A 26466-nucleotide genomic window follows, 5' to 3' on the forward strand; every position below is an offset into this window, starting at 1 on the left:
GTACATTAAGGTCATGGCCAGCGCCGATCCCGTCCTGACCCGATTTCGTGCCGCTCTCGACCAGGCCTACGGCGACCGTGTGGAGCGCGTCGTGCTGTTTGGATCGCGCGCTCGCGGCGATGCCCGGCCGGACTCGGATTACGACATCGCCGTGTTTCTGAAGGACATGCCGGATCGCTGGGACGAGGCCGACCGCATCGCGGACATCGCGTCCACCGTCATGGAGGACGCCGGCGTCTTCATACACGCCATGCCGTACCGGGCCGGCTCCTACACCGACCGCACACCTCTGATGCACGAGATGCGTCGCGAAGGGCGTGACCTGTGAGTCCGGAAGCCGCTGCTTATCTGGACAAAGCCCGTCAGTGCCTTGGCTATGCCCGCATCAATCTGACGGTCGATTTGGGCAACGACGCAGGCCGCAATGCCTACCTCGCGGCCTTCCATGCGGCACAGTCCCTGATCTTCGAACGGACCGGGAAAGTCGCGAAAACCCACCAGGGCGTTCAAGCCGAGTTCACCCGGCTGACCAAGGACGACCCCCGCCTGCCCGCGGAGGTTCGTCGCTTCCTGGCCCAAGCCTACAACCTCAAGGCTGTGGCCGATTACGAGCTTGGTCCTGATTCCATTCTCCCGCTGGAGCGGGCGGAGAAGGCCGTGGCCGACGCCGAAGCCTTCGTCGACCGCGTCGCGGACCTTCTCACTTCCTCCGCGGAACAGCGGGAATAGGCGCCGTCAGCGCCCCACCGCCCGCCAGCCGATGTCGCGGCGGCAGAAGCCGTCCGGCCAGTCCAGCGCGTCCACGCCCTGGTAGGCGCGCTTCTGCGCCTCGGCCACCGTCGGGGCCTTGGCGGTCACGCCCAGCACGCGCCCGCCGGTGGACAGCACCCGCCCATCGTCCGACCGCTTCGTGCCGGCGTGGAAGACGGTCACGCCCTCCACCGCGTTGGCGGCGGCGAAGCCCTTGATCTCCGTGTTCTTCACGTAATCGCCGGGATAGCCGTTCGCCGCCATGACGACGCAGAGCGCCGTCTCGTCGTGCCAGCGCAGGTCGATGTTCTTCAACTGGCCGTCCGCCGCCGCGATCAGCGCGGCCAGAACGTCGGACTTCAGGCGCATCATCAGCGTCTGGCATTCCGGGTCGCCGAAGCGGACGTTGAATTCCAGCGTCTTCGGCACCGGGTTGCCGGCGGCGTCCTTGCCGATCATCAGGCCGGCGAACAGCACGCCCTTGAAGGGGCGCCCCTCCGCCGCCATGCCTTTGACCGTCGGCTCGACGATCTCGCGCATCACGCGGGCCTGGAGGTCCGGGGTCAGCGCCGGAGCCGGGGAATAGGCGCCCATGCCGCCGGTGTTCGGGCCGGTGTCGCCGTCGCCCACCGCCTTGTGGTCCTGGGCCGAGGCCAGCGGCAGGGCCGACTCGCCGTCGCACAGCGCGAAGAAGCTGACCTCCTCGCCGTCCAGGAACTCCTCGACCACCACCTCGGCCCCGGCGGCGCCGAAGCGGCCCTCGACCAGCGCCTCGTCGATGGCGGCGAAGGCCTCCTCCTGGGTGCGGGCGACGGTCACCCCCTTGCCGGCGGCCAGACCATCGGCCTTGACCACGATGGGGGCGCCGTTCTGGCGGACGAAGTCCTTGGCGGCCTCGACGTCCTTGAAGCGGCCGTAGGCGGCGGTCGGCACGCCGTACTTGGCCAGGATGTCCTTCATGAAGCCCTTGGAGCCCTCAAGCTCCGCCGCCGCGGCGCTGGGGCCGAAGGCCTTGATGCCAAGCGCGGTCAGCTTGTCGACGAGGCCGAGCACCAGCGGCCCTTCCGGCCCGACGACCACGAAGTCGATGGCCTTGTCCTGGGCGAAGCGGACCAGGGCGTCCACGTCCTCGGCGCCGATGGCGACGCAGTCGGCCACGTCCGCGATGCCGGCGTTGCCCGGCGCGCAGTAGAGCGTGTCGCACAGCGGCGAGTTCCGAATGGCCCAGCACAGCGCATGCTCGCGCCCACCCGACCCGACCACCAGGACTTTCATGGCACCTCGTCCTTCCACGCTTGTTGCCGACACCGCGCCTTGTATCATGGTGCCGCCATGACTCAAGACCTTGATATGACCTCTCCGCTGATCGCCCCCGAGCCGCGCCCCGGCTCGAACCTTCCGGAATTCTCGGTGGGCGACCTCGCCCGGCGCCTGAAGCGCAGCATCGAGGAGGAGTTCGGCTTCGTCCGCGTGCGCGGCGAAATCTCCCAGCCCAAGCGCCACAGCTCCGGCCACTGCTACCTCCGCCTGAAGGACGACACGGCGGTGATCGAGGCGGTGTGCTGGCGCGGCACCGCGTCGAAGCTGGCCGTCCAGCCGGCGGAGGGGTTGGAGGTCATCGTCACCGGGCGCATGACGACCTACCCCGGCCGCTCGCAATACCAGCTCATCATCGAGTCGATGGAGCTGGCCGGCGAGGGCGCCCTGCTGAAGATGCTGGAGGAGCGCAAGAAGCGCCTCGCGGCGGAGGGGCTGTTCGACGCCGGCCGCAAGAAACCCATCCCCTTCCTGCCCGACGTGATCGGCGTCGTCACCTCCCCTACCGGGGCGGTGATCCGCGACATCCTGCACCGGCTGCACGACCGCTTCCCGCGCCGGGTCCTGCTCTGGCCGGTCGCCGTGCAGGGGGAGCGGGCGGCGGCGGAGGTCACCGCGGCCATCGAGGGCTTCAACCGCATCCCCCCCGGCGGCCCGGTGCCGCGCCCGGACCTGCTGATCGTGGCGCGCGGCGGCGGCTCGCTGGAGGACCTGATGGCCTTCAACGAGGAGAACGTCGTCCGCGCCACGGCGGCCAGCCGCATCCCGCTGATCTCGGCGGTCGGGCACGAGACCGACACCACCCTGATCGACTTCGCGTCCGACCGCCGCGCCCCCACCCCCACGGCGGCGGCGGAGATGGCCGTTCCGGTGCGGGCGGAGCTGCTGGCCCAGGTGCTGGACGACGAGCGGCGCATGGTCGGCGCCGCCACCCGCCTGCTCGCCGAGCGGCGGACGCGGGTGGAGGGGCTGGCCCGCGGCCTCGGCGACCCGCGCGCCCTTCTGGAAAGCCACGCCCAGCGGCTGGACGACCGGGCGGAGCGGCTGGCCCTGGCCGCCGCCTCGCTCCTCGACCGCCGCCGCACCCGCCTGAACGAGCTGGGCGCGGCGCTGCGCCACCCGCGCGAGAAGCTGGCCGAGGCCGGGCAGCGGCTGGCGTCGGAGTCCCGCGCGCTCGACGGCGCGCTGCGCCACGCCGTCGTCGCCGCGCGCGGCCAGTATGAGCGGGTTGCCGGGCGGCTGTCGCTCGGCCCGATCCGGGTGAAGTTCGGCGACGGCAGCCGGCGGCTGTCCGACCTGTCGCCGCGCCTGGGGCGCAGCTATGGCAAGGCGGTGGAGGAGCGCGCGGCGAGGCTGACGGCGGTGGGGAAGCTTCTGGAAAGCTATTCCTACAAGGGCGTCCTGGAGCGCGGCTTCGCCCTGGTGCAGTCCGGCGACGGCAAGCCGCTGACCAGCGCCGCCCAGGCCACGCCGGGTTTGGCGGTGTCGCTGGTCTTCGCCGACGGCAAAGCCGCCGCGACGGTGGACGGCGGGCCGCGGGTCGATGGTCCGCCTCCCGCCGCATCGGAACCGAAGCCCAGGAGCCCCCGGCCAAAGGCGGAGCCGAAGAAGCCGAACCGCCCGCCGACACAGGGGAGCCTGTTCTAATCCGTCGGTTCCACGGTGGATTTGCTCCATTCCGGAGCACCGGACTGGAGCGGACTGCCGGACGGCATGGGCACTTCCACCGCGAGCCCCCTCCCCGCATCACCTATAGTGGTGCGCCGCCGGACCGACGCCCGGCGATAGCGGAGGGGAAAGGATATGGAGCAGCGCGCCGCCTCGACCGGCCCGTTGGCGCGGGCCGGAGACTGGATCGACAGCGAGCGGGGACAGAAGACCGTCTTCGGGTTGATCCTGCTGAACGCCGTCGTGCTGGGGCTGGACACGTCCTCCACGGTGTCGGACGCCATCGGGCCATTGCTCGGCACGCTCGACAGCCTGATCCTGATCGCCTTCACCGTGGAACTGGCCCTGCGCATCGGCCACCAGGGGCGCGCCTTCTTCCGCGACGGCTGGAACCTGTTCGACTTCGCGGTGGTCATGATCACGCTGGCCCCGGTCGGCCCGGAAATCATGGTCCTGCGCACCCTGCGCGTGCTGCGCGTCTTCCGCCTCGTCACCGTCATGCCGCGTCTGCGGATGATCGTCCACGCCCTGGTTTCCTCGCTGCCCGGGCTGGCGATGATCGTCCTGCTGCAATTCCTGCTGTTCTACGTGGCCGGGGTGATGGCGACCAAGCTGTTCGGCGCGGACTTCCCGGACTGGTTCGGCACGCTCGGCGCGTCGCTCTATTCGCTGTTCCAGATCATGACGCTGGAAAGCTGGTCGATGGGCATCGTGCGCCCGGTGATGGAGGTCTATCCCTACGCCTGGGCCTTCTTCCTGCCCTTCATCCTGGCCGCCACCTTCACGATGCTGAACCTGTTCGTCGCGGTGATCGTGAACGCGCTGCAATCCCTTCAGGACCAGGACAGCAAGGAGGTCGGCGACGCCATCCTCGATGAATCCCACCATGTGGTGGAGGAGTTGAGGAGCCTGCGCGCGGAGGTCGCCGCGCTGCGCCTGGCGCTGGACGACCAGCGCCAGGCAGGCCGGGCTCCGCTTCCGGCCCTGTCCGACGCCGGCGACTGACCGTCGTCGTCGGCGGCGGCGTCGAAAACCGGCCTCAGACCGCGCCGGCGAAGGTCCAGCGGGTCGTCTCGCCGCTGCGGAAGGGCAGCACGGCCTCGCCGTCGGCGGTCAGCACGATGTCCGGCGTCGTGGACGGCGTGCGCTCCAGCACCACCTTGTCCTCGTTGGCCGGCAGCCCGTAGAAGCGCGGGCCGTTCAGGCTGGCGAAGGCCTCCAGCTTGTCCAGGGCGCCCGCCTCCTCGAAGGCTTCGGCGTAGAGCTCCATGGCGTTGGCGGCGGTGAAGCAGCCGGCGCAGCCGCAGGCGCTCTCCTTCGCGGTCACCGTGTGCGGGGCGGTGTCGGTGCCCAGGAAGAACGGCCCCTCGCCCGAGGTCGCCGCCTCGACCAGAGCCACGCGGTGCGTCTCGCGCTTGGCGATGGGCAGGCAGTAGAGATGCGGACGGATGCCGCCGGCGAACAGGTGGCTGCGGTTGATCAGCAGGTGATGCGCGGTGATGGTCGCCCCGACCCGGCCCGAGGCGGCGTGCTCGCGCACGAAGGCCACGGCCTCCGCGGTGGTCGCGTGCTCCAGAACCACGCGCAGCGCCGCGTAGCGTTCCAGCAGCGGGCCGAGGGTGCGCTCCAGGAACACCGCCTCGCGGTCGAAGATGTCGACGTGGGCGTCGGTCACCTCGCCGTGGATCAGCAGCGGCATGCCGATCTCCGCCATGCGCTCCAGCACCGGAGCGATCTTGCCGAGGTCGGTCACGCCGTGGGCGCTGTTGGTGGTGGCGTTGGCCGGGTAGAGCTTGGCGGCGGCGAACACGCCGTCCTCGAAGCCCTGGGCCAGATCGTCGGCGTCGGTGCCGTCGGTCAGATAGGCGGTCATCAGCGGCGTGAAGGCGTGGCCCTCCGGCAGGGCGGCCAGGATGCGCTCCCGGTAGGCCACGGCGTCCGCCGTGCGGGTCACCGGCGGCTTCAGGTTCGGCATGATGATGGCGCGGCCGAACTGGTGGGCGGTGAAGGGCAGCACCGCCTTCAGCATGGCGCCGTCGCGCAGGTGCACATGCCAGTCGTCGGGACGGCGGAGGACGAGACGGTCGGTGGGCATGGCGGCTCCGGGCGCGGATGTATGGGGTTTGCCGGAGTTCTAGCCCCTTACGGCCCCCCGCTCAACGATATCAGGGGGGTATCGGGGCGGTATCCGGCCACTGCAATGGTGACGGGACCCGCGAAAGCCGCTAGAACCCTAGCCGAATCCCTAGGGACATTCGAAGCCGGACCCGCGCCGATGAGCCTCATTACCCCCCGCACCCCGCCCGGAACGATGGAGCTGCTGCCGCGCCAGCAGGTGGCTTTCCAACGTCTTCTCGACACCATCCGCCGCGGCTACGAGCGGTTCGGCTTCGTGCCGGTGGAAACACCGGTGTTCGAGACGGTGGACACCCTGCTGACCAAGTCCGGCGGCGAGACCGAGAAGCAGGTCTATTTCGTGCAGTCCACCGGCGCACTCCAGCAGGGAAACAAGCCGGACATCGCGCTGCGCTTCGACCTGACGGTGCCGCTCGCCCGCTACGTGGCGGAGCATGAGCGCGACCTCGCCTTCCCCTTCCGCCGCTACCAGATCCAGCGCGTCTACCGCGGGGAGCGGGCGCAGCGCGGGCGCTTCCGCGAATTCTACCAGTGCGACATCGACGTGATCGGCAAGGACAGCCTGTCCGCCCATTACGACGCCGAGATCCCGGCGGTCATCTACCACGTCTTCAGCGAGCTGGACTTCGGCGGCTTCACCATCAACGTGAACAACCGCAAGGTCCTGCTCGGCCTGCTCGACGGGCTGGGCGTGGACGACGCGGAGAAGCGCGTCCTGGTCCTGCGCGAGATCGACAAGCTCGACAAGATCGGCCGCGACAAGGTGCAGGCCAGCCTGACCGGCCTCGGCATGACCGCCGACGCCGCGGAAAAGATCCTGTCCCTGATCGACGCCAAGGGCACGAACGAGGAGACGCTCGCCGCGCTCGGCACGCTCGGCATCGAGAACGAGACCTTCCGCCAAGGCGTCGCGGAGCTGACCACGGTCATCGAGGGGCTGAAGGCTCTCCAGGTGCCGGACGGCGTGGTGCGCATCAACCTCGCCATCGCGCGCGGCCTCGACTACTACACCGGCACGGTCTACGAGACCTTCCTGAACGACCACCCGGGGATCGGCAGCGTGTGCTCCGGCGGGCGCTACGACAACCTCGCCAGCCACTACACCAAGTCGAAGCTGCCGGGTGTGGGCATCTCCATCGGCGCGACGCGGCTGTTCTACCAGCTGATGGAAGCCGGCATCATCAAGGACGGCGGCGCCACCGCCCAGGTCCTGGTGACGCAGATGGACCCGGCCCTGTCCGCCGACTATTACGGTCTGGCGACGGCGCTGCGGGCGGCGGGCATCAACACGGAAATCCAGCTCGACGGCGGCAAGCTCGCCAAGCAGATGAAATACGCCGACAAGGCGGGGATTCCGCTGGTCGTCCTGATGGGCTCCGACGAGAAGGCCCGCGGCACGGCGACGCTGAAGCATCTGGTGAAGGGCGAGCAGGTCGAAGTCCCGCTGGCCGACCTCGCCGCCAAGGCGAAGGAACTGCTGGGGGCATAGCGCCCCACCACAGAAGGCCCCGCCCATGGCCACCGTCGCCGAAGCCCTGAACCTCGCGCTCGATCATCATCTGTCCGGGCGGCTGGAGGAGGCGCGGCTGCTCTACGGTCGCATTCTGGACGTGGACCCGGACAACCCCCACGCCCTGCATTTCGCCGGGCTGCTGGCGGCCCAGACCGGCGCGGTGGCGGATGGCGTGGCGATGATCGGCAAGGCGGCGGCCCTCCTGCCGCTCGCCGCCGACATCCACGGCAACCTCGGCAAGGCGCTGATGGCGCTGGGCACGCCGGACGGCGCGGCGCGGGCCGCCGCCGCCTTCCGCAACCTCCTGGTCCTGCAACCCGACGGCGCCGGTGACTGGTTCGCCCTGGGCGGCGCCCTGACCGAGGCCGGCGACGGTCCCGCCGCCTTCCACGCCCTGACCCGCGCCCTGACGGCCAGCGCCGCCACCGGCAGCGAGCCGCTGGCCGAGGCCTTCGAGCGGGCCGGCCTGCTGCTCTACGCCGCCGCCGACTGGGCGGGCGCCGCCAACGCCTTCGGCAAGGCCAGCGGCCTCGCCCCGCAGCGGGCCGAGGCGCACCGCATGCTCGGCGCCGCGCTGGCCCAGACGGGCGACCCGGAGGGCGCCGTGGAAGCGCTGACCGAGGCGTTGCGGCGCGACCCCATGCTGGCCGACGCGCAGACCAACCTCATCCATCTTCTGGTGACGCTGGGCCGCTTCGACGAGGCGGAGCGGGCCGGGCGCCGGGCGGTGGCGCTGGACCCCGGCAACGCCGACGCCTACGGCAACAGGGTGCCGCTGCTGGAGCAGACCGTCCGCGTCGCGGAGGCGCTGCGCCAGTGCGGGCGGGCGGCGCGCATCGCCCCGGAACGCGCGGCCTTCCACCGCAACCGCCTGTCCCTTCTGCTGCACGAGGGCCGCCACGACGAGGCCGTCGCCGCCGGGCGGGAGGCCATCCGCCTCGCCCCCGCCGACGCCGACGCCCATCTGGCGCTCGCCGTCGCCCTGCTCGCCTCCGGCCGGCTCCGCGAGGGGTGGGAGGAGTTCGAGTGGCGCTGGGAGACCCGGCAGCTCGACCCCGTGCACCGCAACTTCCCCCAGCCGCAATGGACCGGGGCGGAGGATGTGGCGGGCCGGACCATCCTGCTCTACGCCGAACAGGGGCTCGGCGACACCCTCCAGTTCGTCCGCTACGCGCCGCTGCTGTCCGCGCGGGGGGCGCGGGTGATCGTCGGCTGCTCCCCCGCGCTGGTGCGGCTGATGGAGCGGGTGGACGGCGTCGCCGCCGCCGTCGCCTGGGGCGGCGCGCTTCCGGCCTTCGACCTTCACATCCCGATGATGAGCCTGCCCCGCGCCTTCGGAACCGATCTCGACAGCGTCCCGGCCGCGGTGCCCTATCTGCGCGCCGATCCCGCCGACGTCGCGGCGTGGCGCGAGCGCCTGCCAATGGACGGGCGTCCGCGCGTCGGGCTGGTCTGGGCCGGGTCGCCGCGCACGGCGCGCGGGGTGGCGAGCCCGATCGACCGGCGGCGCAGCCTGCCGCTGGCCGCCCTGGCCCCCCTGGCCGAGGTCCGGGGGGTGCGCTTCGTCAGCCTGCAGATGGGGCCGGGCGCGGCGCAGTTGGCCGAGGCCCCGGCGGGCATGGACATCGAGGACCCCATGGGCGGCGTCCACGACTTCGCCGACACGGCGGCGCTGGCCGAGACGCTGGACCTCGTCATCACGGTGGACACCTCCGTCTGCCACCTCGCGGGCGGCCTGGGGCGGCCGACCTGGACGCTGTCGCGCGCCGACGCCTGCTGGCGCTGGCTGGGCAACCGGGAGGCGAATCCCTGGTACCCGACCATGCGCGTGTTCGGCCAGGACCGCTCCGGCGACTGGTCCGGCGTGGTCGCCCGCCTGCGCGCGGCGTTAACGGATTTCGTGGCGGCGCACGGTCACGTTTCTTAACCACACAACCGAGAGGTGCATCCGTGGCGCCGCCGCAACGGTCCGCTACGATTTTGAGTTACACCGATTTCGGGGCGGACTCGCACACCCGAAGAGCCAGGGATTACACCGGTTGTTAACCAAGCCACCTCTACATTCCGGTCCTATCGCTCGGCCATTTTACCGAGCATTTTAACCAATTCGCGGGTCTTGCCCCGCGGTCATGGCTGGAGCCGGACATGACACGGTTGTGGGTGCGACGCGCGATCTGGGGTGTGACGCTGGCGGCGACGCTGGGCGGCGGCGCCCTCCTGGCGCAGGAGGAGATGCGCACGTCGCGATTGCAGGCCCGCCTGCTCGCCGGCTACGCCAAGGACATGACCTACACGCTGGGCGAGGGGCCGAACCCCGCCGCGCGCCACCCCACCCAGGGCCCCTACAATGAGCGGATGGGCTATGTCGGGCTGCCCGGCTATCTGCGCTCGCTGACCTCGGACATGTACGCGGTGGAGATGCAGGCGCATCTGTCACCGACGCTCGACCAGTTCATGGCCGCCGGCGGCTTCCCGATCTACCACGAGAAGACGCGCGCCGGCCTGACCCTGCTCGACCGCAACGGCACCGCGCTGTTCTCCGCCCGCTACCCGGAGCGGGTCTTCGCCAAGTTCGAGGACGTGCCGCCGCTGGTCGCCGCCACGCTGCTGTTCATCGAGAACCGCGAGCTGCTGAACACCGACGAGCCGCGCCGCAACCCCGCGGTGGAGTGGGACCGCTTCGCCGGCGCCGTGGCGATGCTGCCGGTGCAGTGGGTCAAGCCCGGCCAGCGCTCCCCCGGCGGCTCGACCCTGGCGACCCAGATCGAGAAGTACCGGCACTCCCCCGACGGCCAGACCAGCGGCGCCACGGAGAAGCTGCGCCAGATGATCTCGGCCAGCACGCGGGCCTATCTGGACGGCGAGGACACCGGCGCCCACCGCCGCCGCATCCTGATCGACTATCTGAACTCCACCCCACTGACCGGGCGCCCCGGCTTCGGCGAGGTGAACGGGCTGGGCGACGGGCTGTGGGCCTGGTTCGGCACCGACCTCGCCATGGCCGAGAAGGTGCTGTCGGAGGAGCCCGCCGACGCCCGCGCCCTGCAATTGAAGGCGCTGGCCTACAAGCAGGTGCTGAGCCTTCTGCTCGCCCAGCGCCGCCCCTCCTATTACCTGATCCAGGACCGCCAAGCGCTGGAGCGGCTGGCCGACAGCCACCTGCGCGTGCTGCATGGTGCTGGCGTGATCGACACCGCGCTGCGCGACGCCGCGCTCGGCCTGACGCTGAAGTTCCGCGAGGACCCGCCGCAGGCCCAGACCGCCAATTTCGTGGAGCAGAAGGCCCCCAACGCCATCCGCGCCCGGCTGCTCTCCATGCTCGGCGTGCCCAGCCTCTACCAACTCGACCGCATCGACCTGACCGCCGAATCGACGCTCGACGCCCCGGCGCAGCAGCGCGTGGTGGAGGTGCTGGCGAAGCTGGGCGACCCGGCCTTCGCCGCGCAGATGGGGCTGACCGGCGAACGGCTGCTCGACACCAAGGGCAGCGACCTGTCGAAGATCATCTACTCGGTCACGCTGTACGAGCGCGGGCCGGACGCCAACTACCTGCGCGTCCAGGCCGACAACCTCGACCAGCCGCTGGACATCAACGAGGGCGCCAAGCTCGACCTCGGCTCCACGGCGAAGCTGCGCACGCTGGCCACCTATCTGGAGATCGTGGCGGAGCTGCACACCCGCTACGCCCACCTGCCCAAGGACTTCCTCGCCGACGTGGAGGAGGAGGCGTCCGACAACCTGACGCGCTGGGCGGCGAACTGGCTGGCGACCTCCGCCAACCGCGGTCTGAGCGCCATGCTCGACGCGGCCATGGAGCGCCGCTATTCGGCGAACCCCGGCGAGGCCTTCTTCACCGGCGGCGGGCTGCACAGCTTCGTGAACTTCAATGCCAAGGACAACGGCAGCATCCTGACCGTCACCGAGTCGCTGCGCAATTCGGTCAACCTGCCCTTCATCCGCATGATGCGCGACGTCGTGCAGTTCTATCTGTCCGAAGGCGGCGACGACAGCACCGACATTCTGCACAACCCCGACCACCCCGCCCGCCAAGCCTATCTCGCCCGCTTCGCCGACAAGGAAGGCAGCGACTTCCTGAACCGCTTCTACAACAGCTACCGGAAGCACACGCCGGACGAGATGCTGACCATGCTGGCCGCCCGGTCGCGGCCGACGCCGCACCGCCTGTCGGTGATCTTCCGCACCGTGCGCCCGCAGGCCGGGGTGAAGGAGTTCGGCGCCTTCCTGCGCGCCCGCCTGCCCGACGCCAAGCTGGACGACGGCGACATCGCGTCGCTCTACGGCAAATACGGGCCGGACAAGTTCCCGCTGAACGACCTCGGCTATCTGGCGCGCGTCCATCCGCTGGAGCTGTGGCTGGTCTCCTACCTGCAGAAGCGCCCCGACGCCAAGCGGCAGGAGGTTCTGGAGGCCAGCGTGCAGGAGCGCCAGGAAAGCTACCGCTGGCTGTTCAAGAAGGGCCAGTCGGCCCAGAACACCCGCATCCGCATCGGGCTGGAGGAGGAAGCCTTCCAGCGCATCACCGAGCAGTGGCGCAAGCTGGGCTACCCCTTCGAAACGCTGGTCCCGTCCTTCGCCACGGCCATCGGCAGCTCCGCCGACCGCCCGGCGGCCCTGGCCGAGCTGGTCGGCATCATTCAGAACGACGGGGTGCGCCAGCCGACCGTGCGCGTGCGCAAGCTGCATTTCGCCGCCGGCACGCCCTACGAGGCCGTCGTCGGGCTGGGCGAGCTGCGCGGCCAGCGCGTGATGAAGGCGGAGGTCGCGGCCACCCTGCGCAAGGCGCTGATGGACGTGGCACAGAACGGCACGGCCAAGCGGGTCTGGGGCTCCTTCAAGGACTCGGCGGGGGCGGTGATTCCGATCGGTGGCAAGACCGGGACGGGTGACCATCGGCTGGACCGCTACGGCCCCGGCGGGCGCCTGATCGAATCGCGGGCGGTGAACCGGACGGCGACCTTCGCCTTCTACATCGGCGACCGCTTCTTCGGCACCATGACCGCCTTCGTCCATGGCCCGGAGGCCGACAACTACCGCTTCACCAGCGCCCTGCCCGCCCAGCTGCTGAAGAGCATCGCCCCGGCGCTGCAGCCCCTCATCGACCCCGGCGTGACCAAGACGGCCGACACCGGCAAGCCGCAGACCGGCCTGTGAACAACCGACCCGGACAACGAAAAGGCCCGCCCCGGGAAACCGGAGCGGGCCTTTTTCTTGAACCGACGAGACGACGGCCGGGCGTGCCTTACGCCAGGGCGGGCTCGGGGGCGGTGGAAACCGTGGCCGGCAGGGAGGCCAACAGCAGTTCCAGCTCCGCCGCGGCGATGTTCAGCGGCAGGCCGGGACGGTAACCGCGCAGCGTCTCCAGCGCCCGGTCGAAGGCGCTCTCATGATCGCCCTGATCCAGATCGCTCTCGTCCAGATTGTTGCCGTCCAGCGCCGCCAGATAGGCGTGCGCGACGGCGGCGGTCTCCTCCGGCGTCAGGTCGTCAACCCGCAAGGACGTAATGGGGAGCATGATGGCGGTTCCCGTACAAGCAGAAGCGGAAACAGGCACGCTACGAGAACATGGTTAACAAGGCGTTGCCGACTTCACCCCGCCGCTCCACGAAAAAGGGGGAGGCGCAGCCCGCGGCCACGCCTCCCCCCGATCAGCCTCCGGCGGCTCCGAGCGGCTCAGCTCTCGCCGTAGATCTGCTCCTGCTGGTAGGCGACGATACCCACGCGCTGGATCAGGTCGAGCTGCGTCTCGATCCAGTCGATGTGCTCTTCGGTGTCGTCGAGCAGTTCGGTGAGCTGCGCGCGCGTCTCGTAGTCGCGGACCTGCTCGCACAGGGCGATGGCGTCGATCAGGTCGGCGCGGGCCTTGTGCTCCACCTTCAGATCGTTGCCGAGCATTTCCGGCACATCCTCACCGATCATCAGCTTGCCCAGATCCTGAAGGTTGGGAAGACCTTCCAGGAACAGGATGCGCTCGATCATCTTGTCGGCGTGCTTCATCTCGTCGATGGATTCCACGTAGATCTTGTGCGCAATGCGCTTCAGACCCCAGTTCTTCAGCATGCGGGCATGCAGGAAGTACTGGTTGATCGCCGTCAGCTCGTTGGTCAGGATCTTGTTCAAATGGGTGATGACCTGCGGATCGCCCTTCACGTCCTGCCTCCATGCGGTTCGTTTGTCGGTTTATCGGGTTTCGCAAAAGACCATGCCCGAATTATGGGCCGCTGGCAACCGGTTGAGTGCCGGAATTTGGAGAATTCGCGCCCATTCACATCACGCGGCATCCTGCTATTGCGAGTGAATATCAGAAGCAGCCACCGGATGACCGCGACAGGAAAGGCCGCCATTCGATTGTTGCGGATCTTTCCAAACCTTTTTCTTATGAACAACATCAAGCATCGACATTGCCACTTGCACAGCCGGCATCGCAACCTGATCACCGGCCGCAGATACAAGGCCGGACGGTGTGGGAACATACCTGCGAAGAACCCGCTGCCGTTGGCTCGCCTCTCCTTGCCCCCGACACGGCCGCGATCAAGAAGCGCATCGGCGGGCTGCGCGGAACGGCGCGCGGAACGCGTTGATGCTGACCGCCCACATGGCGTGGGGGGAACGACGGGCGGTTTTGCCACCGCCATGCTGAGAAACCAAACGCTCAGTTCCGCTTCGCCGACGCCGGGGGAATCGGTTTCACCGGAGCGTTTTCCGCACGGGCGACATCATAGCTGAAGGACGGCAGTAGCCGCTCCCACAAATCCCGATCCAGCCGGTTGGCGCAGGCGTAGCCGTAGGTTGCGCTTCGGTAGCCAGGCAGGGTGGCCGCCGGGGCGGCCTTGGCGCGAAAGGCCATGCAGGACTTGCCACTCAGCAGGAATGTCTGTGTTTCGTATTCCTGGCCGCCCAGAACCTCGTTCCGCGGCTCTTTCCAATCCGTGCCGTTCATCGCCACGTTGTTGTATATGCGGACGGCGCTTCGCAGATCACCCTGGGTCATGAAGGTGTTGTGCCCGGCCACATGATGGACGACGTCGGCGTGCCCACCGGGAATCTGGAAATGCCGAATATGAGCCGTGCTCATAACGTCGGCCCGATCGGCCGTTACGCGGTAACATTTCCCCCAGGTCGGCGTGTAGACATTGCTCCAACTGGATTGGATCGGCGAGCGGTCGCAGTCGATCTCCACTCGCTCTCCAGTGTTGTATCCTGCCGTCTGGCAGGATGCCAACAGCAGCGCCAATCCCGCCAGCACCGTCCCTCGAACCATGGCCTCCCTCCCCCGACAAGTGCGCAATCATTCCTTTTTGCGACCTGGGCGAGCATACATCATGGTCAGGGCTGGACGAACAGGGGGGAGGTGCCGGGACAATCTGTCTCACGCCCTGGGCAAGGGCAGCGGCCTGCGCCCCGCCCTCGGAAACATGGTGCGTGCGGCCGGACTCGAACCCGCACACCGTGGGGTGAGGGACTTTACGTCTGACACATACGAATGTCCGCGACTTTTCCATAATTTGCGCGAGACGCTGATAGCGTATGTTCTTCAATGCATTGCCCACCTTCCTTCTTTCCCGTGCTTTCCCGACCTATGATGGAAATGCCGCTACGGTGGGTCCTGAAGGGGAATGGAAGCAGCGGATGTTGCAGCGCCACCCGTGGCTGCCCACGCGTCGCCAGCACGGAACCCTCATCATCGGCCGCGCTTTCGCCCGGCACCGGCCTCGAAGCCCAGCACGGCATCCACGAGCAGCCACCAACGCACACACCCACCGATCGATTACCCAACGCCGCCCGGCAGCTTATTCATTCCCGAAGGAAGGGCATGACCACGAACGTCCTAAAATCCAAGAGGGTGATCCTGCTCGGATTCGTTGTCGTTGCCGGCATCGTCGACCAGATCGCCGGAACCGACCTGCTGCCGCCCCTGTTCGCCAAAGTCGGGCCGACGCTGTCCGGCGGGTTCGTCCTGGCTGCAGCGGCAAGGTCAGAGCCGAAGATGCGGGTAAATTGCTGCTGCTTTCATCCAACCGGCAACAGCGCCTTATCCCACGTCACCCCCTCCCGAATAACCCGTGCCGGATTTCCAGCTGCCGAGCAGTAGGCCGGAATATTTCCACTTACGATAGCGCTTGCCCCAATAATTGAGCCTTCCCCGATTTGCGCGCCTTTGAGTACAATGGAGCGAAATCCAATCCACACCTTTTTACTTATGATGATGTCGCGTGCTGGGTTGATGCGCTGCCCGCTCGCGCAGTCGATAATTGAATGCATATCGGACGCGAGAACATGTGTTTCCGATCCAAACAGACATTCCTCGCCGATGCTGATTTTTGCTGGTTCGTGGGCCAGGAGGGATGTGGGGCCGCTAAAGCCTGTTTTTGCTCCAATCTCCACCTCAGCGCCTTGGCCGGCGAATACCAAGAGGCTACTAAGCACACACTCAGCTCCAATGCTTATGCGCGCATCGTTCTGAACAATAATATGCGCGCCTCCCCACGCATGAGCCGTCCCAACGGAGACATAATTGTTATCACCGTGAATTTCTATAAACGCACTTCCGCTCTGCATATCACCTTCACTAATGCACACAACGTTATTTTTCCCGCCGTCTCTAACTGTAATTGGCATTTTAAAGATACTCCATTAAAGAGTTATTTTTTCCCGTGCGAATATTATGATGAATGATATCTGGACCGCAAGGCGCAACCGGCTTTGGCGCCAGATGCGGCACCGACACTCCGCAGACCTCGCTCGGACCCCATTCACGACCTGATCCACCGCCCCTCAATCCCCTTCAACACCACCAGCCCCAAGGAATCCACCGTGAGCGCCATGTTCCAGGCGCGCACCGTCGCGCCCGACTTCCGCCTCGTCGAAACCCTGTCGCTGGGCACTGGCCCGCTCACCCGGCGCTGGACGCCGCGCGTGATCGTCTCTGCGGCGAGTTGGTCGCCCGCGGCATGCCGCCTGTCCTGTGCGAGTCCTGGCCAGACCTGCAGGCGCTGAACACCCGGCCTCGCGCCGGCTGGTTCCCGCTGCGCCTGTCTCGAGCGATGTCGAGAAGAGAACGATCCCAGAGAACTCGCCCACCGCGCTGTTCTCCAGCCGGCCAGATACCGGCCTCGGCCTCTTCGGCGAACTTTCCTGGGCTGACGCCGACATAGGCGGCGGCTTGATCACGCGACAAACAGCGCGGTCATATGGCAGCGGCTCAGCCAGCCCTCGCAGCCGGGCCTTCTCGTGGGTCCTGGGTGGGTCCTGATGCCTTAACCCCGCCTCGCCGCAAGATCGAGCCGAATACAAACATCATCATAATTCAAAGTGGTGCGGGCGGCGGGACTCGAACCCGCATGCCGTTGGCGAAGGATTTTAAGTCCTTTGCGTCTACCGATTCCGCCACGCCCGCGCACCGTCGCGGATCGGCTTGGTAGACGGGTTGCCCCCGCCCGCCGGAGTTGCATATCATCGTATGCAGCCCGCCGCTCCGCTGGATTGACTTAGACAATCAGCGGGCGTTTGGTCAAGGATTGAGCGCGTTTAAAGCGCCGGACACGCAAAAATCCCCGCAACCTTGGCGTTCAAGGGAGGTGAGCTTGGAATCGATCAACTGGTTGGGTGTCGTGAGTGTGCTGATGGTCGCCGTGCTGATCGTGCCGGCGGCTTTGCGCCGCAACCGCAACACTTGGCTGCCCTACGCGGCGGTCTGGATCGCCGCCATCGTGGCGCTGGTCTGGGCTTATGACAGCTTCGGGCCGTTCTGAACGGCCCGCGTCTAGGCGGATGCCCATCCGCCAGGAGTCAGGGCCGCGTGTCCTCGTTCAGGGTCATGATGCCGATGCCCATCGCCACGCTGCCGAAGGTCAGGATGAGGCTGGCGTACAGCATGATCGCGGCAACGATGCCGTGATCGCTGTTTCCGATCAGAGTCGCCAGATTGGCGACGTCGAGAATCAAAAGCCCGGTCGCCAAGACAACAGCCCCGGCCACGCCGGAGGCCAGATGCTTCAGCAAGAACAGGATCGCCGCTTTTTCGAAGGGTTTCATGGCACGACTTTTCATGACCGTCACGTCCCAGTCCTCAACATAGAATTACCCATGGCAGCGACAATATGACCAAGGACGGCTTGGCGTCCTAGAGACTTGCCTAGCCTTTGGTTCCGACCGTGACGTTCGGCGTACCGCCCAAGCGCAGGACGATGCCCGCCAGCTCCTCCGTCGCCGCCGTCACGCGGGTCTCGTCGGTGCCGCGCAGCACGAGGCTGACGCCGAAGAAGCCGTTGCGGAAATAGGGGTAGCTGCCGATCTCCAGGTCGGCGTAGCGGTCCTGCAAGGCGCCGAGATCGGCGGCGATCTGCCCCTCGGCCAGTTCGCAGGCCACCGTGCGGGCGTGCAGGTCCGGCCCGCCCTCCAACTGCGGCAGGACACCGTCGAGCATCGCCTGCATGATGTTGGGCACCCCCGCCATGACGAAGACGTTGCCGATGCGGAAGCCCGGCGCGGCGCTGATCGGGTTGTCGATCAACGAGGCCCCCACCGGGATGTTGGCCATGCGCAGCCGCGCCTCGTTCAGCTTCGACGGGTCGCCGTAATGGCGCTCCAGCCGGGCCACCGCCTCGGCGTTGCGCTCCAGCGGCACGCCGAAGGCCCTGGCGACGCAGGCCGAGGTGATGTCGTCGTGGGTCGGCCCGATGCCCCCCGTGGTGAAGACGTAGCCGTAGCGGCCGCGCAGGGCGTCCAGCGCCGTGATGATCTCCTCCTCCACGTCCGGAACGACGCGCGCCTCGCGCAGACGGACGCCGATGCCGGCCAGCTTTTCCGCGATGTGCGGCAGGTTGGCGTCCTTGGTGCGGCCCGACAGGATCTCGTTGCCGATGACGAGGACGGCGGCGGTCGGGTTGGCGGCGGTCGGGTTGGGGGCAGTCGGGTTGGAGGTGGCGGGCGTGGACATGCGGAGTCGGCTCCGTTCTCGATTGAGGCGGGGTGGCGGGACCGGCGGGCTTGCCGGACGGCGGGGGCGCGCTTTAACCTAGGGCCCAAGATGCGCTTCCCCACCCCCCTCCTGCAAGGCCGCCTCGTCCGCCGCTACAAGCGGTTCCTCGCCGACGTGGACCTCGACGGCGCCATGGTCACCGCCCATGTGCCGAATTCGGGCAGCATGATCGGGGTGGACGCCCCCGGCTCCGCCGTCTGGCTGTCGCGGTCGGACAACCCAAAACGCAAGCTCGCCCACACGCTGGAGCTGGTCGAGGCGCTGGACGACCCGGAGGCGCCCTGCCTCGTCGGCGTCAACACGTCGCATCCCAACGGGCTGGTCGCCGCCGCCATCGCCGCCGGCACCATCCCGGAACTGGCCGGCTACGCCCGGCTGCGCCGCGAGGTGAAATACGGCAGCAACTCCCGCATCGACATCCTGCTGGAGGACGAGGCCCGGCCGCCGGCCTATGTCGAGGTCAAGAACGTGCATCTGCGCCGCCCCGCGCGGGGCGACGGGCGGGCCGCGGAGTTCCCGGACTGCGTGACCGCCCGCGGGGCCAAGCATCTGGTGGAGATGGCCGGGATGGTCCGCCAGGGCGCGCGGGCGGTCATGGTCTATCTTGTGCAGCGCGCCGACTGCACCCACTTCCGAGTCGCCGCCGACATCGACCCCGCCTACGCCGCCGGATTGCGCCTCGCGCTCGAATCGGGGGTGGAAGCCGTGTGCTGGTCCTGTAGGATCACCCCGCAGGCGATCGAACTGGAACGGCCGCTGCCAATCTGCATGGGCTGATCCGCACGGATTGACCCCGCTCTTTGTTCGCCGCCGGGCCTGCCGGCGGGTTTTCCTGGGACCTGATCTGTAAGGGACGATTCTCTTGGACCACGACGACCTCGATTCCCATCGCATCCGGATTCATGGGCCGGAGGATTTCGAGGGCATGCGCAAGGCCGGACGGCTGGCCGCGGCCACGCTCGATTTCATCACGCCCTACGTCCAGCCGGGCGTCACCACCGGCGAGCTGGACCGGCTGCTGGAGCAATACATCCGCGACCATGGCGGCGTCCCGGCCCCGCTCGGCTACCGCGGTTTTCCGAAGGCCAACTGCATCTCCGTCAACCATGTGGTCTGCCACGGCATCCCCGGCGACAAGCGGCTGCAGAACGGCGACATCCTGAACATCGACGTCACCCCCATCCTGGACGGCTGGTACGGCGACAGCAGCCGCATGTACCTGTGCGGCGACGTCGGCGTGAAGGCGAAGAAGCTGGTCGACGTCACCTACGACGCGCTGATGATCGGCATCGCGCAGGTGAAGCCGGGCGCCACGCTGGGCGACATCGGCCACGCCATCCAGACCTTCGCGGAAGGCCACCGCTACTCGGTCGTCCGCGACTTCTGCGGCCACGGGCTGGGCCGCGTCTTCCACGAGCCGCCGTCGGTCCTGCATTTCGGCAACCCCGGCACCGGCGCCGTCCTGCGCGAGGGCATGATCTTCACCATCGAGCCGATGATCAACGCCGGCCGCTACGACGTGAAGATCCTCGGCGACGGCTGGACCGCGGTGACCAAGGACAAGTCGCTGTCCGCCCAGTTCGAGCATTCCATCGGCGTGACCAAGGACGGCTGCGAGATCTTCACCCTGTCCCCCGCCGGCTTCCACAAGCCCCCCTACTCTGTCCCGGCCGAGGAAGCGACCGCGGCCGTCTGACGTTTCCCGCGGCTGTGATTTTCGCGCGGAAGAGGTATAGTCCCGACGCACACATTCGTATGGTGGCGTCGGGATGGCGGGACGGAAAAACGCAAAGCGGTCGGGGGAAGCGGAGGAGGCTCAGGGGCTTCCCGGGCTGGAGCCGCCCCCTGACGTCTCTCCCCCTAACGTTTCTCCCCCTGACGCCGCCGTGGAGGAGGCCCACCACAAGGGTCACCGCCAGCGGCTCTACAGCCGCTTCCTGGACGGCGGACCGGACGCGCTCCAGGATTACGAGCTGCTGGAGATGATCCTGTTCGCGGTCAACCCGCGCCGCGACGTGAAGCCACTGGCCAAGGCGCTGATCCGCGATTTCGGCGACCTCTGGAGCGTCGTCAACGCCCCGCCGCCCCGCCTGCGCGGCTATTGCGTGGGGGAGGTCTCGCTGGCCTCCGACAAGGCCGTCGCGACGCTGCGGGTGGTCGGGGCGGCGGCGCTGCGCGGGATGCGGCAGCGGGTGATGGACCGGCCCGTGCTGGCCAACTGGCAGTCGCTGCTCGACTACTGCACCGCCGCCATGGCGCACCAGCCGATGGAGCAGTTCCGCCTGCTCTTCCTCGACCGCAAGAACAAGCTGATCGCCGACGAGGTGCAGCAAACCGGCACGGTCGACCACACCCCGGTCTACCCGCGCGAGGTGGTGCGGCGGGCGCTGGAGCTGTCGGCCAGCGCCATCATCCTGGTGCACAACCACCCGTCCGGCGACCCCACCCCCAGCCGCGCCGACGTGGAGATGACCAAGGAGATCCTGCGCGCCGCCCACAGCCTGGGCATCGCGGTGCACGACCACCTCATCGTCGGCAAGGGCAAGCTTGTCAGCTTCAAAGCCCAAGGCCTGCTGTAGCCGCAACCCTGTCCTGCAGCCCCATCTTGTCGCCCGGACCGGCGCTCCCATATGTGCGGCGTTCGTCACCACAGAGGTAGCACCATGGGCCTTTTCGACATGTTCAAGGGATCGGCACCGCTGGATCTCACCCCCCGCCGGACGCTCGTCGTCTCGCTGATCTATTGCATGGGCGCGGACGGGGAGCTGGACCCGGAGGAGGTCGGCCATCTGCTGTCGGTGATGGGCCGCAGCGCCACGCGCGAGGAGCTGGACCGCTGCTTCAAATACGCGCGCAGCACCCCGCCCGACGCTTTCCTGGCCGCCGCCACGCCGAACCTGAGCGAACAGCAGCGGCTGTGCATCCTGCTGAACATGATCGACAGCGCCATGGCCGACGGCCAGGCCGAACAGGGCGAGCGTGACCTGATCGCGCGCTTCCAGCAGGCCTTCGGCCTCGACGACGCCAAGCTCGGCCCCTATTTCCAGGCGCTGGTCGCCAAGAACGACCGCAGCGTGCTGGGCGCGTAAGACCAAACTCGCGGCGCATCGCCCGTCAGCCGACCGCCTCCCCGACCGCTTCGGGAGCGTCGGCGTGGCGGGCGATGAAGGCCACGAAGTCGTCGTAGGGCATGGGGCGGCCCAGCAGATAACCCTGGATCTGGTCACAGCCCAGCCGGGCGAGTCCGCCGAACTGCTCCTCCGTCTCCACCCCCTCGGCCAGGGTCTGCATGCGCAGCGAGCGGGCCATGCCGATGATCGCCTCGGCGATGGCCCCGCCGTCGGACCCGTCGGTCAGGCTGGTCACGAAGGAGCGGTCGATCTTCAGCTTGTCGACGCGGAAGCGCTTCAGATAGCTGAGGCTGGAATAGCCGGTGCCGAAATCGTCGATGGCCAGCGCCACCCCCATCGCGCGCAGCCGGGCGAAGGTGCCGGTGACCATGTCGGACTCGTCCATCAGCACGCTTTCCGTCACCTCCAGCTCCAGGCAGCGGGCCGGCACCTTGTAGGCGTCCAGCCAGAAGGCCACGCGGTCGGCCAGACCGGGGCGGCGGAGCTGCACCGCCGACAGGTTGATGGCGATGAGCAGCGGATGGCCGCGGGCGAGCAGGTCGGCGGCGCGGCGGCAAGCCTCGCCCAGCACCCAGTCGCCGATCGGCTGGATCAGGCCGGTGTCCTCGGCCACCGGGATGAACTGGCCGGGCGGGATCATCGTGCCGTCGCGGCGGCGCCAGCGCAGCAGCCCCTCCGCCCCCACCAGACGGCGGCCGTCCACCGCGAACTGCGGCTGGAAATGCAGCTCCAGCTCGTTGTCGGCCAGGGCGTGGCGCAGGTTGCTCTCCAGCCACATCCGCTCCGACGCCCGCTTGTTCAGCTCCGGCGTGAAGAACTGGTGGTTGGCGCGTCCGGCCTCCTTGGCGGCGTACATCGCCATATCCGCGCATTTCAGAAGCGCGTCGATGGTCGTCGCGTCGTCGGGGTAGAGCGCGATGCCGATGGACGGGGAGATTTGCAGCTCGTGCCCGTCCACCGGGAAGGACTCGGTCATCGCGCGCAGCACCTTGCGGGCCACCGAACAGGCCGCGTCGGGACCGTCCAGGTCGTTGACGAGGATGACGAACTCGTCGCCGCCCTGGCGGCTGACGGTGTCGCTGGCCCGCACCGTCTCCAGCAGCCGCGCCCCGACCGCGCGCAGCAGCCGGTCGCCGACGCCGTGCCCCAGGCTGTCGTTGATGGTCTTGAACCGGTCCAGATCGACGAACAGCAGCCCCACCTTGCTGCTGTGCCGGTCGGCGGCGAGCATCGCGCGCTCCAGCCGGTCGCGCAGCAGGAAGCGGTTGGGCAGGTCGGTCAGGAAGTCGTACTGCGCGAGATGCCGGATGCGCTCCTCCTGGGCGCGCTTCTCGGTGATGTCGGAGAAGGCGGCGATGTAATTGACGGCCTCCCCCGCCTCGTTGCGCACGACCTGGATGCTGAGCCATTCCGGATAGACCTCGCCGGACTTGCGCTTGTTCCAGATCTCGCCCGACCAGTGGCCCTCCTCCTTCAGCTTCGCCCACATGTCGGCGTAGTAGATCCCGTCCTGCCGGCCCGAAGCGAGCATGGCCGGATCGCCGCCGATCACCTCCTCGCGGCTGTAGCCGGTGATGCGGCAGAAGGCGTCGTTGACCGCGACGATGCGGTTCTTCTCGTTGGTGACGACCATGCCCTCGGCGGCGTTGTCGAACACCTTGGCGGACAGCCGTAGCTCCCACTCCGCGCGCTTGCGCTCCGCGATGTCGCGGGCGATGGCACAGTAGTAGGCGTCACCCTCGTAGGTAACCCGACTGGCCGTCACCTCCAGCTCCAGCGTCCGCCCGTCCCGCGTGCGGTAGTGCGTCTCGTAATGGGCCGACGCCTCGGCCGCCTCGTCGCGGAAGCGTTGCAGAAGGTCGGCGGGGCCACCGGCCAGCCCGGCCAGCGGGGCGCCCAGCGCGGCGCAGCCGAACGGGTTGACGTAGGCGATGCGCAGCTCCGAGTCCGCCAGCACGACGATCTCGGACACATGGTCCACGAAGAAGTTGGCGAGGTAGAGCTGCCGCGCCCGCTCACGCAGCATGCTGTCGCTTTCCCGCATGTTGGACTGGTAGCCGCGGACGATGCGGCGGACCCAGCCGGTGACCAGCCAGGACACCCCGGCCGACGCGCCCAGCGCCAACGCCAGCACCGCCACGGTGGTCAGGATGCGCTTCTTCATGCCGGCGCTGATCTCGGCCCGCCGCTGGGCCAGCACGGCGTCGATGTCGTCGGTGTAGAAGCCGGCGACCAGCACCCACCCCCAGACGTCCGGCGCCGTGGCGTGGGACAGTTTCGGCGCCGGGCGCCCGGTGACCGGATGCACCCAGTCGAAGCGCAGCTCCCCCCCGCCGGCCAGCCCGGCCTCCAGCAGGCGGGTGACCAGATCCCGTTCGGTCTCCCAGGGCAGGTCGCGGGCGTTCTTGCCCTCCGCCGCCGGGGAGGTCGGCGAGAGCAGCACCTCGCCGTCCTCCCGCAGCACGGCGATGAAGCCCGAATCCCCGAAGCGCCGCGCGCGCAGCCGCTCCAGCGTCTCGCGCTGGAGCTTCTCCTCCACCGCCCCGACATAGTCGCCGGCGCCGATCAGCCAGTTGAACGGCTCGAACCGGCGGACATAGGCGAACTTGTCGGACATGCTGTGCGGGTTGCCCGGCGCGTACCAGCGGTAGCGCGTGAAGCCCTGCATCTCCGGGTCGTCAACGGCGCGGATCAGGTTGCGCATGATCGGGCGCCCCTGGTCGTCGCGGTTGTCGAGCAGCGAACTGCCTTCCCGCTGGGGGTCGGTGGGCAGCAGCACGCAGGTGCCCTGCATGTCGTCGATGAAGTAGTAGCCGCGCCCGCCGAAGAAGCGCAGGGGCCGCAGGGTCTCCTTGATCGACTGCCGGATCGACACCTCCGGCAGATACTCCTTCTCGCGCTCGTAGATGGTCCAGGCGATGCCGTAGGCCTCGTCCACCTTGGCGCGCAGCTCGGCGCGCAGAAGCGGCTCGGTGCGCGACCGCATGTAGGCGAGGTAGGAGCGCGCGTTCTCCAGCTCCTCCTGCAGGGTCTGGCGCTGCTCCTCCCGGTAGCGGGCCTCGGTCTGCTTCAGGTCGGCTTCGAAATCCATCCGGTGCTGCCAGATGAAGTAGGCGCCCAGGCCCAGCACCACCGCCGCGACCAGGAACAGCGAGGCCAGGAACTGAAGACGGTATAGCTGCCTCTCGTCCGAAGTCCGGGACGGCTCGCGCATCAACTCGGCGATCGGATCGGACAAGGAAAGCCCTCCTGGAACCACGCCCGGCTTAGCCCGTCCGCGGCGCACAGTGTAAATCATTAGTGCGCGTGGCAGGGACTCGGCAAGATCAAGGTGAAGAAGCCGGCGCGACGAATTGCCAGTCTTTGCGATTTTTCCGCGAGGACAATCCCGCCTTGGAAAACCTTATGACGCGCCCCCGCAACCGGCGGGACCGCGAAGGGGCTTTGCAGCGCCGTCCGGCACGGTTATGGTCCCGCGCGCGAGCAACAGGGGGCGTTTTCCGCCGCTGCAAGGTCCCGGTACGCCCCCGCCCGTCCCAAAGCGTTCAGGTCCGCCACCCCCGGAGAGTCCGATGATCCCCCGCTACACCCGCCCCGAAATGGCCCGCATCTGGGAGCCGGAGAACCGGTTCCGCATCTGGTTCGAGATCGAGGCGCACGCCTGCGACGCGCAGGCGGAGCTGGGGGTCATCCCGAAGGAGGCCGCCGCCGCCGTGTGGGAGCGCGGCAAGTGGGAGATCGACCGCATCGACGAGATCGAGCGGGAGACCCGCCACGACGTCATCGCCTTCCTGACCAACCTCGCCGAGCATGTCGGGCCGGAGGCGCGCTTCGTCCACCAGGGCATGACCTCGTCGGACGTGCTGGACACCTGCCTCGCCGTGCAGATGACCCAGGCCGCCGACCTGCTGCTCGACGACATGGACAAGCTGCTGGCCGTTCTGAAGCGCCGCGCCTACGAGCACAAGGACACCGTCACCATCGGGCGCAGCCACGGCATCCACGCCGAGCCGACGACCTTCGGTCTGAAGCTGGCCGGCCATTACGCCGCCTTCGCCCGCGGTCGGGAGCGTCTGGTCCAGGCGCGCGCCGACATCGCCACCTGCGCCATCTCCGGCGCGGTCGGCACCTTCGCCAACATCGACCCGCGGGTCGAGCAGCACGTCGCCGCCAAGATGGGGCTGACGCCGGAGCCGGTGTCCACCCAGGTCATCCCGCGCGACCGCCACGCCTTCTACTTCTCGGTGCTCGGCGTCATCGCCTCGTCGATCGAGAATCTGGCCGTGGAGATCCGCCACCTGCAGCGCACCGAGGTGCGCGAGGCGGAGGAGTATTTCCATCCGGGCCAGAAGGGCTCCTCGGCGATGCCGCACAAGCGCAACCCGGTGCTGTCGGAGAACCTGACGGGTTTGGCGCGCATCGTCCGCGCCGCCGTCGTCCCGGCGCTGGAGAACGTCGCCCTGTGGCACGAGCGCGACATCTCCCACAGCTCGGTCGAGCGCATGTTCGGCCCCGACGCCACGGTGACGCTGGACTTCGCGCTGGCCCGCCTGACCGGCATGATGGACAAGCTGGTGGTCTATCCGGAGCGCATGCAGAAGAACCTGGACGACCTGGGCGGCCTGGTCTTCTCGCAGCGCGTCCTGCTGGCCCTGACCCAGGCCGGGATGAGCCGCGAGGACAGCTACAAGGCGGTGCAGCGCAACGCCATGCAAGTGTGGGAGAAGGGCGGCAACTTCCTCGACCTGCTGTCGTCGGACGCCGATGTGGCGAAGCACATCTCCCGCGAGACGCTGGCCCCGATGTTCGACATGACCTACCACACGAAGAACGTCGACATGGTGTTCAAGCGCGTGTTCGGGGAGTGAGGGTTCGGGGGGCTTCGCTGATCCTCGGAGCCCCCACCCTTCCCACGGCTTCGCCGTGGGCCCCTTCCCTCCCCCGCTTCGCAG

25 protein-coding genes and 1 tRNA gene are annotated in these 26466 nt (G+C 68.2%); 17 read left to right on the plus strand and 9 right to left on the minus strand.

What is annotated here, in order from left to right:
* Nucleotides 1–13 precede the first annotated feature (13 nt).
* On the plus strand, nucleotides 14–328 hold the full coding sequence (locus tag DXK32_RS06905) for a nucleotidyltransferase domain-containing protein (protein ID WP_114857833.1): 315 nt from the start codon (nucleotides 14–16) through the stop codon (nucleotides 326–328).
* Nucleotides 325–729 (plus strand): HEPN domain-containing protein, encoded by a 405-nt coding sequence (locus DXK32_RS06910; RefSeq protein WP_114857834.1) that lies wholly within the window; start codon nucleotides 325–327, stop codon nucleotides 727–729. The genes DXK32_RS06905 and DXK32_RS06910 overlap by 4 nt, the downstream gene beginning before the upstream one ends.
* A 6-nt stretch (nucleotides 730–735) precedes the next feature.
* On the opposite strand, the gene purD is transcribed toward DXK32_RS06910, so the two are convergent.
* A complete protein-coding gene (gene purD / locus DXK32_RS06915; RefSeq protein ID WP_114857835.1) occupies nucleotides 736–2025 on the minus strand; it encodes a phosphoribosylamine--glycine ligase in 1290 nt (429 codons plus the stop codon).
* Nucleotides 2026–2100: 75 nt separating this feature from the next.
* Here purD and xseA point away from each other — a divergent pair, with 75 nt between their 5' ends.
* The gene (gene xseA, locus DXK32_RS06920; RefSeq protein ID WP_114857836.1) at nucleotides 2101–3714 is read left to right on the plus strand and encodes an exodeoxyribonuclease VII large subunit; all 1614 of its coding nucleotides are present in this window, start codon (nucleotides 2101–2103) and stop codon (nucleotides 3712–3714) included.
* A gap of 156 nt (nucleotides 3715–3870) precedes the next feature.
* Nucleotides 3871–4740, plus strand: a complete 870-nt coding sequence (locus tag DXK32_RS06925) for an ion transporter (protein WP_114857837.1) — start codon at nucleotides 3871–3873, stop codon at nucleotides 4738–4740.
* A gap of 34 nt (nucleotides 4741–4774) precedes the next feature.
* On the opposite strand, the gene pyrC is transcribed toward DXK32_RS06925, so the two are convergent.
* Nucleotides 4775–5830: a dihydroorotase gene (pyrC, locus tag DXK32_RS06930; protein ID WP_114857838.1), complete on the minus strand. Its 1056-nt coding sequence runs from the start codon at nucleotides 5828–5830 to the stop codon at nucleotides 4775–4777.
* A gap of 180 nt (nucleotides 5831–6010) precedes the next feature.
* Between pyrC and hisS the strand changes: the two genes are divergently transcribed.
* The 3 genes from hisS (at nucleotide 6011) to DXK32_RS06945 (ending at nucleotide 12556) form a co-directional block, all read left to right on the plus strand.
* On the plus strand, nucleotides 6011–7360 hold the full coding sequence (hisS, locus tag DXK32_RS06935; RefSeq protein WP_114857839.1) for a histidine--tRNA ligase: 1350 nt from the start codon (nucleotides 6011–6013) through the stop codon (nucleotides 7358–7360).
* A gap of 25 nt (nucleotides 7361–7385) precedes the next feature.
* Nucleotides 7386–9311 (plus strand): tetratricopeptide repeat protein, encoded by a 1926-nt coding sequence (locus DXK32_RS06940; protein WP_114857840.1) that lies wholly within the window; start codon nucleotides 7386–7388, stop codon nucleotides 9309–9311.
* Nucleotides 9312–9529: 218 nt separating this feature from the next.
* Nucleotides 9530–12556, plus strand: coding sequence for a transglycosylase domain-containing protein (locus DXK32_RS06945; RefSeq protein ID WP_114857841.1), 3027 nt, complete (start codon nucleotides 9530–9532; stop codon nucleotides 12554–12556).
* 88 nt (nucleotides 12557–12644) lie between these two features.
* On the opposite strand, the gene DXK32_RS06950 is transcribed toward DXK32_RS06945, so the two are convergent.
* Both DXK32_RS06950 and bfr read right to left on the minus strand, forming a co-directional pair.
* Nucleotides 12645–12917 carry a hypothetical protein gene (locus DXK32_RS06950; RefSeq protein WP_162801105.1) on the minus strand — a complete coding sequence of 91 codons (273 nt, stop codon included), beginning with the start codon at nucleotides 12915–12917 and terminating at the stop codon, nucleotides 12645–12647.
* A gap of 158 nt (nucleotides 12918–13075) precedes the next feature.
* Nucleotides 13076–13552 (minus strand): bacterioferritin, encoded by a 477-nt coding sequence (bfr, locus tag DXK32_RS06955; protein ID WP_114857843.1) that lies wholly within the window; start codon nucleotides 13550–13552, stop codon nucleotides 13076–13078.
* A gap of 86 nt (nucleotides 13553–13638) precedes the next feature.
* On the opposite strand from bfr, the gene DXK32_RS32045 reads away from it, so the two are divergent.
* Nucleotides 13639–13983, plus strand: a complete 345-nt coding sequence (locus tag DXK32_RS32045) for a hypothetical protein (protein WP_162801106.1) — start codon at nucleotides 13639–13641, stop codon at nucleotides 13981–13983.
* 71 nt (nucleotides 13984–14054) lie between these two features.
* Here the strand turns inward: DXK32_RS32045 and DXK32_RS06960 are convergent, their stop codons facing one another.
* A complete protein-coding gene (locus DXK32_RS06960; RefSeq protein WP_162801107.1) occupies nucleotides 14055–14663 on the minus strand; it encodes a hypothetical protein in 609 nt (202 codons plus the stop codon).
* Between the two features lie 552 nt (nucleotides 14664–15215).
* Between DXK32_RS06960 and DXK32_RS32050 the strand changes: the two genes are divergently transcribed.
* From DXK32_RS32050 to DXK32_RS32055, 3 genes are all read left to right on the plus strand, one after another.
* Nucleotides 15216–15494: a hypothetical protein gene (locus DXK32_RS32050; protein WP_162801099.1), complete on the plus strand. Its 279-nt coding sequence runs from the start codon at nucleotides 15216–15218 to the stop codon at nucleotides 15492–15494.
* Nucleotides 15495–15679: 185 nt separating this feature from the next.
* Nucleotides 15680–16078 (plus strand): hypothetical protein, encoded by a 399-nt coding sequence (locus DXK32_RS32585; protein ID WP_205215662.1) that lies wholly within the window; start codon nucleotides 15680–15682, stop codon nucleotides 16076–16078.
* Between the two features lie 138 nt (nucleotides 16079–16216).
* Nucleotides 16217–16399 carry a hypothetical protein gene (locus DXK32_RS32055; RefSeq protein WP_162801108.1) on the plus strand — a complete coding sequence of 61 codons (183 nt, stop codon included), beginning with the start codon at nucleotides 16217–16219 and terminating at the stop codon, nucleotides 16397–16399.
* A 316-nt stretch (nucleotides 16400–16715) separates the two neighbouring features.
* On the opposite strand, the gene DXK32_RS06970 is transcribed toward DXK32_RS32055, so the two are convergent.
* A tRNA-Leu gene (locus DXK32_RS06970) sits at nucleotides 16716–16799 on the minus strand.
* A 187-nt stretch (nucleotides 16800–16986) separates the two neighbouring features.
* Here DXK32_RS06970 and DXK32_RS32590 point away from each other — a divergent pair.
* The gene (locus DXK32_RS32590; protein WP_205215657.1) at nucleotides 16987–17154 is read left to right on the plus strand and encodes a hypothetical protein; all 168 of its coding nucleotides are present in this window, start codon (nucleotides 16987–16989) and stop codon (nucleotides 17152–17154) included.
* Between the two features lie 37 nt (nucleotides 17155–17191).
* Here the strand turns inward: DXK32_RS32590 and DXK32_RS06975 are convergent, their stop codons facing one another.
* Nucleotides 17192–17452, minus strand: a complete 261-nt coding sequence (locus tag DXK32_RS06975; protein WP_247877018.1) for a hypothetical protein — start codon at nucleotides 17450–17452, stop codon at nucleotides 17192–17194.
* An 85-nt stretch (nucleotides 17453–17537) separates the two neighbouring features.
* Nucleotides 17538–18341 carry a competence/damage-inducible protein A gene (locus DXK32_RS06980; RefSeq protein WP_114857847.1) on the minus strand — a complete coding sequence of 268 codons (804 nt, stop codon included), beginning with the start codon at nucleotides 18339–18341 and terminating at the stop codon, nucleotides 17538–17540.
* A 90-nt stretch (nucleotides 18342–18431) separates the two neighbouring features.
* Between DXK32_RS06980 and sfsA the strand changes: the two genes are divergently transcribed.
* The 4 genes from sfsA (at nucleotide 18432) to DXK32_RS07000 (ending at nucleotide 21472) form a co-directional block, all read left to right on the plus strand.
* Entirely contained in the window at nucleotides 18432–19160 is a 729-nt protein-coding gene (gene sfsA / locus DXK32_RS06985; RefSeq protein ID WP_114857848.1) for a DNA/RNA nuclease SfsA, read from the plus strand.
* Nucleotides 19161–19245: 85 nt separating this feature from the next.
* Nucleotides 19246–20079, plus strand: coding sequence for a type I methionyl aminopeptidase (gene map / locus DXK32_RS06990; protein ID WP_114857849.1), 834 nt, complete (start codon nucleotides 19246–19248; stop codon nucleotides 20077–20079).
* Nucleotides 20080–20152: 73 nt separating this feature from the next.
* Nucleotides 20153–20962, plus strand: coding sequence for a RadC family protein (radC, locus tag DXK32_RS06995; RefSeq protein WP_114857850.1), 810 nt, complete (start codon nucleotides 20153–20155; stop codon nucleotides 20960–20962).
* 84 nt (nucleotides 20963–21046) lie between these two features.
* Nucleotides 21047–21472 carry a TerB family tellurite resistance protein gene (locus DXK32_RS07000; protein ID WP_114857851.1) on the plus strand — a complete coding sequence of 142 codons (426 nt, stop codon included), beginning with the start codon at nucleotides 21047–21049 and terminating at the stop codon, nucleotides 21470–21472.
* Nucleotides 21473–21497: 25 nt separating this feature from the next.
* Here the strand turns inward: DXK32_RS07000 and DXK32_RS07005 are convergent, their stop codons facing one another.
* Nucleotides 21498–24752 carry a bifunctional diguanylate cyclase/phosphodiesterase gene (locus tag DXK32_RS07005; protein ID WP_114857852.1) on the minus strand — a complete coding sequence of 1085 codons (3255 nt, stop codon included), beginning with the start codon at nucleotides 24750–24752 and terminating at the stop codon, nucleotides 21498–21500.
* 334 nt (nucleotides 24753–25086) lie between these two features.
* Here DXK32_RS07005 and purB point away from each other — a divergent pair, with 334 nt between their 5' ends.
* A complete protein-coding gene (gene purB / locus DXK32_RS07010) occupies nucleotides 25087–26382 on the plus strand; it encodes an adenylosuccinate lyase (RefSeq protein WP_035671612.1) in 1296 nt (431 codons plus the stop codon).
* Nucleotides 26383–26466: the final 84 nt, after the last annotated feature.

It is taken from the genome of Azospirillum brasilense, assembly GCF_003349955.1.
GTDB lineage: Bacteria > Pseudomonadota > Alphaproteobacteria > Azospirillales > Azospirillaceae > Azospirillum > Azospirillum brasilense_B.